This window comes from Streptomyces sp. NPDC057623, assembly GCF_042800355.1.
In the GTDB taxonomy this organism is placed as follows: domain Bacteria; phylum Actinomycetota; class Actinomycetes; order Streptomycetales; family Streptomycetaceae; genus Streptomyces.
This window is the reverse complement of sequence record NZ_JBHVGZ010000041.1, coordinates 1-12,269: the sequence shown is the minus strand read 5'-3', so window position 1 is coordinate 12,269 and position 12,269 is coordinate 1. Positions and strand designations below refer to the sequence as shown.

The 12,269-nt window shown below is 72.0% G+C and carries 11 protein-coding genes; 5 read left to right on the top strand and 6 right to left on the bottom strand.

Annotated elements, in window-relative coordinates; all coding sequences use genetic code 11:
• Window positions 1-95: 95 nt before the first annotated feature.
• The 3 genes from ACFU95_RS32240 (at window position 96) to ACFU95_RS32230 (ending at window position 3,863) form a co-directional block, all read left to right on the top strand.
• Entirely contained in the window at window positions 96-1,724 is a 1,629-nt protein-coding gene (locus ACFU95_RS32240) for a (2,3-dihydroxybenzoyl)adenylate synthase (RefSeq protein WP_383834784.1), read from the top strand.
• Complete coding sequence (locus ACFU95_RS32235; protein ID WP_383834781.1) at window positions 1,714-2,778, top strand: FecCD family ABC transporter permease; 1,065 nt, start codon at window positions 1,714-1,716, stop codon at window positions 2,776-2,778. The genes ACFU95_RS32240 and ACFU95_RS32235 overlap by 11 nt, the downstream gene beginning before the upstream one ends.
• A gap of 95 nt (window positions 2,779-2,873) precedes the next feature.
• Complete coding sequence (locus ACFU95_RS32230) at window positions 2,874-3,863, top strand: FecCD family ABC transporter permease (protein WP_383834938.1); 990 nt, start codon at window positions 2,874-2,876, stop codon at window positions 3,861-3,863.
• Between the two features lie 2 nt (window positions 3,864-3,865).
• Here the strand turns inward: ACFU95_RS32230 and ACFU95_RS32225 are convergent, their stop codons facing one another.
• On the bottom strand, window positions 3,866-4,855 hold the full coding sequence (locus tag ACFU95_RS32225; protein WP_383834779.1) for a hypothetical protein: 990 nt from the start codon (window positions 4,853-4,855) through the stop codon (window positions 3,866-3,868).
• 190 nt (window positions 4,856-5,045) lie between these two features.
• Here ACFU95_RS32225 and ACFU95_RS32220 point away from each other — a divergent pair, with 190 nt between their 5' ends.
• Both ACFU95_RS32220 and ACFU95_RS32215 read left to right on the top strand, forming a co-directional pair.
• On the top strand, window positions 5,046-5,270 hold the full coding sequence (locus tag ACFU95_RS32220; RefSeq protein ID WP_383834776.1) for a heavy-metal-associated domain-containing protein: 225 nt from the start codon (window positions 5,046-5,048) through the stop codon (window positions 5,268-5,270).
• 73 nt (window positions 5,271-5,343) lie between these two features.
• Window positions 5,344-7,605, top strand: a complete 2,262-nt coding sequence (locus tag ACFU95_RS32215; protein ID WP_383834773.1) for a heavy metal translocating P-type ATPase — start codon at window positions 5,344-5,346, stop codon at window positions 7,603-7,605.
• 75 nt (window positions 7,606-7,680) lie between these two features.
• Here ACFU95_RS32215 and ACFU95_RS32210 read toward each other — a convergent pair whose 3' ends face one another.
• From ACFU95_RS32210 to ACFU95_RS32190, 5 genes are all read right to left on the bottom strand, one after another.
• Window positions 7,681-8,133 carry a phospholipase gene (locus ACFU95_RS32210; protein ID WP_383834770.1) on the bottom strand — a complete coding sequence of 151 codons (453 nt, stop codon included), beginning with the start codon at window positions 8,131-8,133 and terminating at the stop codon, window positions 7,681-7,683.
• 105 nt (window positions 8,134-8,238) lie between these two features.
• Window positions 8,239-8,829 carry a hypothetical protein gene (locus ACFU95_RS32205; protein ID WP_383834767.1) on the bottom strand — a complete coding sequence of 197 codons (591 nt, stop codon included), beginning with the start codon at window positions 8,827-8,829 and terminating at the stop codon, window positions 8,239-8,241.
• A 5-nt stretch (window positions 8,830-8,834) separates the two neighbouring features.
• Window positions 8,835-9,701 carry a carbohydrate ABC transporter permease gene (locus ACFU95_RS32200; protein WP_383834764.1) on the bottom strand — a complete coding sequence of 289 codons (867 nt, stop codon included), beginning with the start codon at window positions 9,699-9,701 and terminating at the stop codon, window positions 8,835-8,837.
• Complete coding sequence (locus tag ACFU95_RS32195) at window positions 9,698-10,645, bottom strand: carbohydrate ABC transporter permease (RefSeq protein ID WP_383834761.1); 948 nt, start codon at window positions 10,643-10,645, stop codon at window positions 9,698-9,700. Before ACFU95_RS32195 ends, ACFU95_RS32200 begins: the two co-directional genes overlap by 4 nt.
• On the bottom strand, window positions 10,642-11,925 hold the full coding sequence (locus ACFU95_RS32190) for an ABC transporter substrate-binding protein (protein ID WP_383834757.1): 1,284 nt from the start codon (window positions 11,923-11,925) through the stop codon (window positions 10,642-10,644). The genes ACFU95_RS32195 and ACFU95_RS32190 overlap by 4 nt, the downstream gene beginning before the upstream one ends.
• Window positions 11,926-12,269: the final 344 nt, after the last annotated feature.

Genomic DNA, 12,269 nt, shown 5'->3' with positions numbered 1-12,269 from the left:
CCTCCCCATCGCGGCGCCGTCCAGATCACACCCCCAGGCTTGACCCCGCCGATTCATTAGGCAAGCCTTTCCTAAACAGCAGGCGGGAGTTGAGGATGCTCGACGGTTGGGTGCCCTGGCCGGAGCCGTTGGCCGAGAAGTACCGCGCAGAGGGCTACTGGGAAGGCCGGCCGCTGGACCGGCTGCTGAAGGACAGCGCCGAGCGGGCGCCGGGGCGGACCGCACTCGTCGACGCCGACGGCAACCGGTGGACGTACGCCGAACTCGATCTGCGCGCCGACCGGACGGCGGCGGGGCTGCGAAGGCTCGGCATCGGGAGCGGCGACCGGGTGGTCGTCCAACTCCCCAACACCGACGCGTTCGTGGTGCTGTTCTTCGCGTTGCTGAGGGCGGGCGCGATACCGGTACTCACCCTGCCCGCGCATCGCGAGAGCGAGATCGCGCATGTCGCCGAGGTGTCCGGCGCCACCGCCTACGCGATCCCGGACCTGCACGACGGCTTCGACCACCGCGCGCTCGCCCGGGCCCTGCGCAAGGCGGTGCCCGGCGTCGAGCACATCCTGGTGGCGGGCGACGCCGCCGAGTTCACCCCCCTCGCCGACCTGGACGCCGACCCGGTCCCACTGCCCGTGCCCGACCCCCGGGACGTGGCCGTGCTGCTGCTGTCCGGCGGCACGACCGGCAAACCGAAGCTCATCCCGCGCACCCACGACGACTACGCGTACAACGTCCGCGCGAGCGCCGGGGTCTGCGGCTTCGACCGCGACACCGTCTATCTGGTGGTGCTGCCGACGGCACACAACTTCGCGCTGGCCTGCCCCGGCCTGCTCGGCACGCTGATGGCGGGCGGCACCGTCGTGCTCTCCCCCACACCGAGCCCCGAGGACGCCTTCGCGCTGATCGAGCGGGAGAAGGTCACCGCCACCGCCGTGGTCCCGCCGATCGCGCTGCTGTGGCTGGACGCGGTCGAATGGGAGGAGGCCGACCTCTCCTCGCTGAGCCTGCTCCAGGTCGGCGGCTCCAAGCTGGGCGCCGAGCCCGCCGCCCGGGTCGCACCGGCCCTCGGCTGCACGCTCCAGCAGGTGTTCGGCATGGCCGAGGGCCTGCTCAACTACACCCGACTCGACGATCCGTCCGAGCTCGTCAACGGCACGCAGGGCCGCCCGATGTCCCCCGCGGACGAGGTCCGCGTGGTCGACGAGGACGACCGCGACGTACCGCCGGGCGAGAGCGGCGAGTTGCTCACCCGCGGCCCCTACACCCTGCGCGGCTACTACCGCGCCGCCGAGCACAACACCCGCGCCTTCACCACCGACGGCTACTACCGCACCGGCGACCTGGTCCGGATCCTGCCCTCCGGCCATCTGGTCGTGGAGGGCCGCGCCAAGGACCAGATCAACCGGGGCGGCGACAAGATCTCCGCCGAGGAGCTGGAGAACCACATCCTCGCCCACCCCGGCGTGCACGACGCGGCCGTGGTCGGCATGCCCGACGAGACGATGGGCGAGCGCACCTGCGCCTACCTCGTCGCGCGCGGACAGGCCCCGGGCCAGCGGGAGTTGGCCGCGTTCCTCACCGAGCGCGGAGTCGCCGCGTACAAGCTCCCCGATCGGGTCGAGGTCGTCGAGGCCTTTCCCGGCACCTCGGTGGGCAAGATCGACAAGAAGGCGCTCGGCCGGCTGATCGCCGAACGCCTCCGCACGGAGGGCAGTGGTGGCAACTGAGGCCGGTTCGGCCCCTCTCGTACGGACGGACAAAGCGGGCAAGCACTCCCCCCGGCGCCGCGACTCGACCCGCACGCTGGCCGTGCTCGGCGCCCTGCTCCTGCTGATCACTGCCGCGACGCTCAGCCTCGCGGTCGGCTCGCGCGCCCTGTCGCCGGGCGTGGTGTGGGACGCGCTGCTGCACGACGACGGGTCGACCGCGGCCTCCGTCGTCTGGGACGTCCGGGTACCGCGCACCCTGGCGGGTATCGCGGCCGGGGCGGCGCTCGGAGTCGCGGGCGCGCTCATCCAGGCGCTCACCCGCAACCCGCTGGCCGATCCGGGACTGCTCGGCATCAACGCGGGGGCCGCCACCGGAGTGGTCCTGTCCATCACCGTGCTGGGCATCACCAACCTGTGGGCCTCGGTGTGGTTCGCCATGGTGGGCGCGGTGGTGGCGGGTCTGCTGGTGTACTCGCTGGCCTCGGGCGGTCGCGGCGGCGCCACTCCGGAGCGGCTCGCCCTCGGCGGTGCGGTGATCGCCGCCGTGTTCACCGGCATCAGCCAGACCCTGATGCTGCTCGACGCCCAGGCCCTGGACCAACTGCGCTTCTGGAGCGTGGGTTCGCTCGCCCGCGCCGACGACGGGACCCTGACGACGATCGCGCCGTTCGTCGCCGTGGGCCTGGTGCTGGCGCTGGCGCTGGTCCGTCCACTGAACGCCCTCGCCCTGGGCGACGACGGCGCACGGGCGCTGGGCGCGCACGTGGACCGCACCCGCTTCCTCGGCCTCGCGGCCATGACCCTGCTGTGCGGAGCGGCTACCTCGGCCGTCGGGCCGCTGGTCTTCGTGGGCCTCGCCGTCCCGCACATCGCCCGCATGATCGCCGGGGCCGACCAGCGCTGGACGCTGCCGCTGTCCATGCTGCTGGCGCCCGCCCTGCTGCTCTTCGCCGACGTCCTCGGCCGGGTCGCCGTACGCCCCGACGAACTGGACGCGGGCGTGGTCACCGCGGTGGTCGGCGCCCCGGTCTTCATCGCCCTGGTCCGCTACCGCAGGGCGGTGACCGGATGACGGCCCAGGTTCCAGCCCGAGTACGGGAGCGGGCCACCGGCCCACGCTCCCGTTCACATGTCGTACGGAGCCGCTCGCACCGTTTCTCCCTACGGGTGGACGTGCGTGCCGTGACGGTCTGCGTGCTGGTGCTGGCCGCCACCACCGGAGTCGGCGTCCTCGCGCTCGGCACCGGCGAGTACGCGATCTCCCCGGCCGACGTGGTGCGCACGCTGCTGGGCAACGGCAGCCCGCGCACCGACTTCGTGGTCAACGACCTCAGGCTGCCCCGTCTGCTGACCGGCGTCCTGGTCGGCGCGGCGCTCGGCCTGAGCGGTGCCCTCTTCCAGAGCATGACCCGCAACCCGCTGGGCAGCCCCGACATCGTCGGCTTCACCTACGGCTCCGCCACCGGGGGCCTGCTGGTGGTCCTGCTCGTCGGCGGCACCGGCGGGCAGATCGCCGTCGGCGCGGTGGGCGGCGGCCTGGCGACCGCCGTCCTCGTGTATCTGCTGGCGTGGCGGCAGGGCATCCATGGCTACCGGCTGGTGCTGGTCGGCATCGGAGTGAGCGCCCTGCTCCAGGGGGTGAACGCCTACCTCCTCGCCAAGGCCCGATTCACCCAGGCCGCGCAGGCGATGGTGTGGCTCAACGGCAGCCTCAACGGCCGGGGTTGGGCGGACGTCCGCCCGGCCGCCCTCGGCCTCCTCGTCGTACTGCCGCTGGTGGCGCTCGCCGCGAGCCGGCTGAAGATCCTGGAGATGGGCGACGACGTCGCGGGCGGGCTCGGCGTACCGGTGCAGCGCACCCGGCTGGTGATCCTGGTGCTGGCCACGGCCGCCTGCGCGGTGGCCACCGCCGCCGCCGGCCCGATCCCGTTCGTGGCCCTCATCGCCCCGCAGCTGTCCCGCCGGCTCACCCGGGCCCCCGGCCCCAACCTGCTCGCGGCCACCTGCACCGGCGCTTTCCTCGTGGTCACCGCGGACTTCGCCGCCCAGCGCATCCACGAGTCGGCCCAGCTGCCGGTCGGCGTGGTCACCGCGGTGGTCGGCGGGGTGTATCTGGGGCTGTTGCTGCGCAGGCAGCGGCGGGCGGGGCGGATCTGAGGTCAGTGGCCGTGACCGGGCTCGTCCTCGTGCTCCGCCGGGGACGAGCCGGAGGGAGTGTCCGAGGGCGCGTTGGTGGTGGCGGTGGCCGCACCGGCCCGGACCGTGAACGCGGCGGTGTGCACCTCCCCTTCGTGCTTGAAGTCGAGGAAGAGCCGGTAGGTACCGCTGCTGGGTGCCGTCGCCGTGAACGAGATCTGCGGGCCGGGCCTGGTCGCGCCGTCGCCGGGTTCGCCGTTCGGGTGGACGTGGAGGTAGGCGAGGTCGCCGGAGCGCAGGGCCACCAGGTGGCCGTAGGCGCCGAGGTAGGGCTGGAGGTTGGTCACGGGCCGACCGTCGCGTGAGACCTTCAGCTTCAGCTCGCTCTCCTTGCCGGGGCGCAGTGCGCCGTCCAGCCGGACGTCGTAGCCGTGGATCCCGGCCGTGGTGTCCGGGGCGGGCAGCCGCTGCGGCTCGTAGGCGCCGGAGGCCGCCAGGTCCGCGCCGAGGGTGAGGTTCTCGGCGCCCTTCTTCGCCGGGGTGAAGTCGGCGAAGACGCGGTAGCCGCCCGCGCGGGGCAGTTCGACGGGGATGCTCCAGGTGCCGTCGGCGGCGCGGGCGGGGTGCAGATGGCGGTAGGTGGCCAGGTCGCGTGAGGCCACGATGAGGTGGAGTTCCTTCTCGTGTTCGCGCCGGTAGGCGGTGACGGCGCTGCCGTCGCCGTCACGGATGACGAAGCTCAGGTCGGAGCGTTCGCCCGCCGGGACGCGCCGCGTCCTCAGGTCGAGGGTGTAGCCGCCCTCGGAGATCTGGAGCCCGCCGGCCGGCTCGGTCTCGTGTCCCCCGTGGCCGGCGTCCCCCTCCGGGGCGGCTGACGCCTCGCCGTGGCTCTCGTGGCGGGCGGGCGCGGGGTCCTCGACGACGGGGTCGAGGGCCTCCCCCACGCCGTAGGCGGTGCCGAAGGTCGCGGCCAGCGCGGCGGCGAACGCGGTGATCCTCAGTCCGGCATGCATGGCGCTCTCCTACGGGTCGGGTCCGGGATGCGATCCTTCACTGCACCTCACCATACCCCTGGGGGGTATTAAGTCAACCTGGATCCGCACTTGCTTCGACTACCCCCCAGGGGTATACATGGACACCGGCCAAGGATACCCCTGCCCCGTATCCTGTCCGACCGCGACCCCGTCCCTCAGGAGGAACGCCATGTCCACCCTGTCCACCACCACGTACGCCGTCGCCGGGATGACCTGCGGCCACTGCGAGGCCACCCTCACCAAGGTCATCGGCGAGCTGGACGGCGTCACGGAGGTCGGCGTCGACCTCGCGACCGGCCAGGTCACCGTCACCGGCGCCGCCGCGCCCGACGACGCCCGGATCGCCGAGGTCGTCGACGAGGCGGGCTACGAGCTGACCGGCCGCGTGGCCTGACCCGCGCCCCGCACCCCCACCGTCGGAGCCCGGCAGTGCCGGCCTCCGCCCGCACCCCGCACGAGGAGCAGCGATGACCACCACCGCGTCCCACCCCACGGCCGAGGTAGAGCTCGCCATCGGCGGTATGACCTGCGCCTCGTGCGCGGCACGCGTCGAGAAGAAGCTGAACCGCATGGACGGCGTGACCGCCACCGTCAACTACGCCACCGAGAAGGCCAAGGTCAGCTACGGCGACGAGGTCTCCGTGCGGGACCTGATCGCCACCGTCGAGGCGACCGGGTACACCGCGCGGGAACCCGCACCGCCCGTGCCGGACCCGCGGGACGCGCCCGGGAACGCCGACGGGCACGACGAGCTACGGCCGCTCAGGGAGCGGTTGATCACCGCGGTGACGCTCGCCGTGCCCGTCGTCGCGATGGCCATGGTCCCGGCCCTCCAGTTCGAGTACTGGCAGTGGCTGTCGCTCACGCTGGCGGCGCCCGTCGTGACGTATGCCGCCTGGCCCTTCCACAAGGCGGCGTTCACCAATCTGCGGCACGGCGCGGCCACCATGGACACGCTGATCTCGGTCGGCACGTCGGCCGCGTTCCTGTGGTCCCTGTGGGCACTGTTCCTCGGCACGGCGGGCGAGCCGGGCATGACGCACCCCTTCGAGCTGACCATCTCCCGCGGTGACGGTTCCGGGAACATCTACCTGGAGGCGGCCGCCGGTGTCGTCGCCTTCATCCTGGCCGGGCGTTACTTCGAGGCCCGCTCCAAGCGCAAGGCGGGCGCGGCGCTCAGGGCGCTGCTGGAACTGGGCGCCAAGGACGTCACCGTGCTGGGCCCGAACGGCGGTGAACGGACCATAGCGGTCTCGGAGTTGACGGTCGGCACGCACTTCGTCGTGCGCCCGGGCGAGAAGATCGCCACCGACGGTACGGTCGTGGAGGGCTCCTCGGCCGTGGACGCCTCGATGCTCACCGGCGAGTCGGTGCCGGTCGAGGTCGCCCGGGGGGACGCGGTCACCGGCGCCACGCTGAACGCGGGCGGGCGGCTCGTCGTCGAGGCCACCCGCGTCGGCGCCGACACCCAACTCGCCCGGATGGCCCGGCTGGTGGAGGACGCGCAGAACGGCAAGGCCGCGGCGCAGCGGCTCGCGGACCGGATCTCCGCGGTGTTCGTGCCGATCGTGATCGCCCTCGCGCTGGGCACCCTCGGGTTCTGGCTGGGCAACGGCGCCGGCCCGGCCGCCGCCTTCACCGCCGCGGTCGCCGTACTGATCATCGCCTGCCCCTGCGCCCTGGGCCTGGCCACGCCCACCGCGCTGATGGTGGGCACCGGGCGGGGCGCGCAGCTCGGGATCCTGATCAAGGGCCCGGAGGTGCTGGAGTCCACGCGCAGGGTCGACACGATCGTCCTCGACAAGACGGGCACGGTGACCACCGGCCGGATGACGCTGCTGGCCGTGCACACCGGCGACGCCGACGAGGCGGAAGTGCTGCGGCTCGCGGGTGCGTTGGAGCACTCCTCCGAGCACCCCATCGCCCGCGCCGTGGCCGACGGGGCGCTGGCGCGGCTGGGTTCGCTGCCGACGCCGGAGGACTTCGCCAACGTGCCCGGCCTCGGCGTGCGGGGCGTGGTCGACGGCCACGCGGTGCTGGTGGGCCGGGAGCGGCTGCTCGAAGAGTGGGCCATCGAACTGCCCGAGCACCTGGCGCAGGCGAAGTCCGGGGCCGAGGCGTCCGGTCGAACCGCCGTCACGGTCGCCTGGGACGGGGCGGCGCGGGCCGTGCTGGAGGTGGCAGACGCGGTCAAGGAGACCAGCCCCGAGGCGATCCGGCGGCTGCGCGTCCTCGGCCTCACGCCGATCCTGCTGACCGGCGACAACCGGGCCGTGGCCGAGTCCGTCGCCCGCGAGGTCGGCATCGCGCCGCGGAACGTCATCGCCGAGGTGCTGCCGCAGGACAAGGCCGACGTCGTCGAGCGGCTCCAGAGCGAGGGCCGCACGGTCGCGATGGTGGGCGACGGGGTCAACGACGCGGCCGCCCTGGCCCAGGCCGATCTGGGCCTGGCGATGGGCACGGGCACGGACGCCGCGATCGAGGCCGGCGACCTCACCCTGGTGCGGGGCGACCTGCGCGTCGCCGCCGACGCCATCCGGCTCTCCCGCAGGACTCTCGGCACCATCCGGTCGAACCTGTTCTGGGCCTTCGCCTACAACGTCGCCGCCCTGCCGCTCGCGGCGGCCGGACTGCTCAACCCGATGATCGCCGGCGCGGCGATGGCCTTCTCCTCGGTCTTCGTCGTCGGCAACTCGCTGCGGCTGCGCTCGTTCCGGGCCGCGGACTGATCGTCCACGCGGAAAGGGGCGCCGCTCGCGCGGCGCCCCCTTCGCTTGCGGTGCTCTCAGCTCGGTCGCGTGCGTTCAGCCGAAGGCCTTCACGGCCTGGTAGTAGGTCCACGCCGTGCTGTTGCAGGCGGACTTCGTGGCACCGCCGTAGTTGGCGCACACGCGCTTGAGATCCTCGTAGAAGGCACTGTCGACGCGCGACTTGTTGGCACTGAAGGTACCCAGCGCCTTGTAGTTGCGGTAGCCGAAGTCGTGCCGGGCGCAGGACGTGGAGAACGGGAAGCCGAACGGGTTGTCCGGCGAGGACGAGCAGTAGTCGGTGGACCAGTCGAAGGCGTAGGCGGACCAGGCGGACTGGTTGGTGCGGGCGGCGACCCAGGCGTTGTAGCTGGACGCGCTGGTCTGGGTCCAGCCGGCGAGGACCTGGGGCTTGTCGGCGGGAGCGGCGTCCGCCGCCGAGGCGGTGGCGACGACGGTCAGGAGGGACAGGGCAGAGGCGGCGAGACCGGTGGCGAGTGTGCGGCGCATTCCACACCTCCATGAGGCTGCGACCCGCCCGTCGGGTCGCAGGTTCATGTCAAGATGATTGACACCGCAAACGTCGGCTCACACCGCCTGCGCGCAAATGAGTGCTTAATTCTCGGATATGACCCCCCGTCGGACATGAACGGCGGTCAGCGCCAACGCCAACGGTCCGGGAGCGAGGAAGGCCAGCGGCAGCAGCATCCAGGCGCACAGGACGGCGGTCGCCACCGCGAGCAGCACCAGGGCGCTGCCGCCGACATCCCGCACGGCGTCCCGCGCGGCCAGGCGCAGGGCGGCCGTCCAGTCGGTGAGCGACTCGGGGCGGGCGCAGGCTCCGAGGCCCACCACCAGGGCGGCGGCACCGATCCCGGCGGCCACGACCGCGAACGCCGGCGCCCCCGGCAGCCCGGCCCGGGCCAGCGCCAGGTCGGCGGCGAACAGCAGCGCACCCGTGAGGGCGACCACGCCCGCCGCCGCGTCCCCGGCCCGCAGCCGCCGACGCAGCAGCGCGAAGTACCGCCCCGCGGTAGCGGGTTGCCCCTCCCCCGCGCCCCGCAGCACCGCGCACGCGGTGGAGAGGGCGGCCGGAACCGTCACCAGGGGCAGCGACACCAGGGCCGTGGCGAGGCCGACACTGAGCACGTCGGCGAACAGGGTCATCCGCGGCCCGAAGACCTCGCCCGGCTCATGTGTTCCCATCCCCGTCACCCCTTGAGTCCGGAGCTGGCCATGCCCTCCACCAGCAGCCGCTGGAAGGCGAGGAAGAACAGCACGATGGGCAGCAGCGCGATCACGGACATCGCGAACATCGGGCCGAACGCCGAGGAGCTGGAGGCGTCCACGAACGACCGCAGGGCGAGTGTGAGCGTGAACTTGTCCGGGTCGAAGAGGTAGATGAGCTGGGTGAAGAAGTCGTTCCACGTCCAGATGAAGGTGAAGATCGCCGTGGTGATCAACGCGGGGCGGGTGAGCGGAAGGACGACCTTGTAAAAGCTCCGGAACGGTCCGCAGCCGTCGATCCGGGCGGCCTCCTCCAGCTCACGCGGCAGACCGCGCATGAACTGCACGATGAGGAAGACGAAGAAGGCTTCCGTGGCGAGGAACTTCGGCAGGATCAGCGGCCAGTAGGTGTTCACCAGGCCGAGCTGGTTGAAGATGATGTACTGCGGGATCAGCACCGCGTGGTGCGGCAGCATGATCGTCGCGATCATGAACGCGAACAGCGGCCCACGGAAGCGGAACCTGAGGCGCGCGAAGGCGTAGGCGGCGAGCGAGCAGCTGATCACGTTGCCGAGGACCGCGCCGCCCGCGATGAGCAGTGAGTTGGTCAGCAGCCGCCAGACGGGCACGTCGTTGACGCCGTCCAGGGCCGTGGAGTAGTTCGACCACTCCAGGTGGCCGGGCAGCAGGTCGAGGCTCGCGATGACCTCGTCGGCGGGCTTGAGCGAGGTCGCCAGCAGCCACGCCAGCGGATACAGCATGACCAGCAGCGCGGCCAGACAGCCGAGGTGCAGGGCGATCCGGCCCCAGGCAACGGGCTTGCGGACGACCGGAGTCGTGGTGGTGGTCATCGGTCCCCCTCGGAGGCGTAGAAGACCCAGGAACGCGAGGTGCGGAACAGCACCGCCGTGACGGCGCCGATGGCGATCAGCAGGACCCAGGCCATGGCGGAGGCGTAGCCCATGTGGGAGGCGACGAAGCCGCGGTCGTAGAGGTAGAGGGTGTAGACGAGGGTCGAGTCGGCGGGGCCGCCCTTGCCGGCGCCGATCGCGAAGGCGGGCGTGAAGACCTGGAAGGCCTGGATGGTCTGGAGTACGAGGTTGAAGAAGAGGACCGGGGACAGCATCGGCACCGTGACGGACACGAACTGCCGCCATTTCCCGGCCCCGTCCACGGCCGCCGCCTCGTACAGCTCGCCCGGGATCTGCTGGAGTCCCGCGAGGAAGATGACCATGGGCGCGCCGAACTGCCACACCGTCAGCAGGGCCACGGCGAGCAGCGCCCAGCCGGGCTTGTTGACCCAGCCGCCGGTGCCGAGCACGTTGTCCACGGTGCCGCCGTCGTTGAAGACCGCGCGCCAGACGAGGGCGATGGACATCGACGCGCCGAGCAGCGAGGGGGCGTAGAACGCCGACCGGTAGAAGCCCTTGCCGTGCTTCATGGACTTCAGGGCGAGCGCGACGACGAGGGCGAGGGCGAGTTGCAGGGGCACGGCGACGACGACGTACGTCAGGGTGGTCATCACGGACCGCCAGTAGCGCGGGTCCTCGGTGAACATCTGGACGTAGTTGCGCAGGCCCACCCAGCGCGGCGGGTTGAACAGGTCGTAGTCGGTGAAGGACAGGTACAGCGACACGGCCATCGGCAGCAGCGTCAGGACGATCGCGCCGAGCACCCACGGCGACAGGAACACCCAGGCGGGGCCCTGGCTCTCGCGCCTGGGGCGGCGCTTCGGGGCGGCGGTGGTTCCCGGTTTCGGGGCGGCGGGCGGCGCGGGGATGTCGGTGGTGGTCATGACCTCAGCTCCGCCTTCGCCTCGGTGATGTAGTTCTCGGCCGCCTCGCGGGGCGACATGCGCTCGTACGACACCTGGTCGTAGTCGCGCTGGAAGGTGGCCTGGAGGGCGTTGTCGCCGGAGGGCGGGGCCTGCGGCGGGTCCTCGAGGGTGCCCTCCAGGGAGGACTGGTAGTCGGCGATGGTCTTGTCGAAGTCCTTGAGCTGGGACTCGGTCGCCTCGCGGATCGACTCGTTGACGGGGATGCCGCGGGTGGCGCCGAGGATCTTCGCCGCCTGTGCGTCGTTGATGAGGAAGTCGACGAGCTGTGCCGCCTCCTTCGGGTGAGCGGTGCCCGCCCCGACGCCCAGGAACATCGACGGCTTGAAGTACTGGCCGGGGGTACCGTCCTCGCCGGACGGCATCGGCGCGAGGGCGACACCGGTCGGTATGAGGGCGAGGAAGCCGCTGGCCGGGGCGTCCCAGTTGGAGTCGGCCGTGGCCTCGCCGCGCCCGAGCGGGGTGTTCTTGACGGAGCCGTCGAGCTGGGTGGTCTGCTCGGCGGGCGAGACGACCCCCTCGCGCCGGAGTGTGTCGGTGAAGCTCCACCAGCGGGTCAGGTCGTCGGCGGTGAAGCCGAGGCCGCCGTCCTTCGTGTAGAGGGACTTGCCCTGGCCGCGCAGCCAGACCTCGAAGCAGTCCTCGCTCTGGCCGGGGTCGGTGGCACCGGGTTTGCCGGTCTTCTCCGCCAACGCCCGCATGGTGTCGGCCCACTCGCTCCAGGTCCAGCTGCGGCCCGGGAGCGGTACGCCGGACGCCTTCCATGCCTTGACGTCGTACGCGACGGTCTCGGTGCCGCGGCCCTGCGGGACGGCGTACTGCGTGTCGTCCAGGCGGCCGGTGGCGAGCAGACCCGGATCGATCTCGCCGGTGCCCAGTACGGCCTTCTGCCGCGCGAGGTCGAGCAGGACGCCGCCGGAGGCGTACTGGTCGATCTGCCGGTAGTCGAGCTGCATCACGTCGGGGGCGTCACCGCCCGCGGCCTGCGTGGCGAGCTTCTGTTTGTAGGCCTCGTAGGCCGAGAACGACGTCCGCACCTGGATGTCCGGGTGCTGTCTCTCGAACAGGGCGACGGCCTGCTCGGTGCGTTCCGCGCGGTCGGGGTTGCCCCACCACGTGTAGCGCAGCACGACCTTGCCGCCGCCGGCCGACTCCCCGGATCCTCCGCAGCCGGCCAGCATCGCGCAGAGCACGAGTGCGGCGGCCGACGCGCAGAACCCCTTTGTCCTGTGTCCGGGCATGCCGAGGTCACCTCTTCTCTCCTCGGGCTTTCTGTTGGCCCCCCCTCGGCCCCCCTGGCCTGCTAGGGGGTGTTGCGAGAGTCCCGCACAGCACCCGCGGCGCCCGGCACGCACCCTCGCCGCACCGGCCAAAGGCCCAAGTACGTCCAGTACGAGGGCCTTCGCCCGGCGCCGAGGGCACGCACCGGCTGTGACACCAGCCGCTGCCGCGGCGGACGCGGGCACCGCACGGGACTTTCGCAACACCCCCTAAAGCGCGTTGCAGAAGGCCGTGATCTGGGCATTTCCCTTGTATGCGTGGGGTGTTGAGGGCTGAGCCGTTGTGGGTGGAGACGTTCACGGGG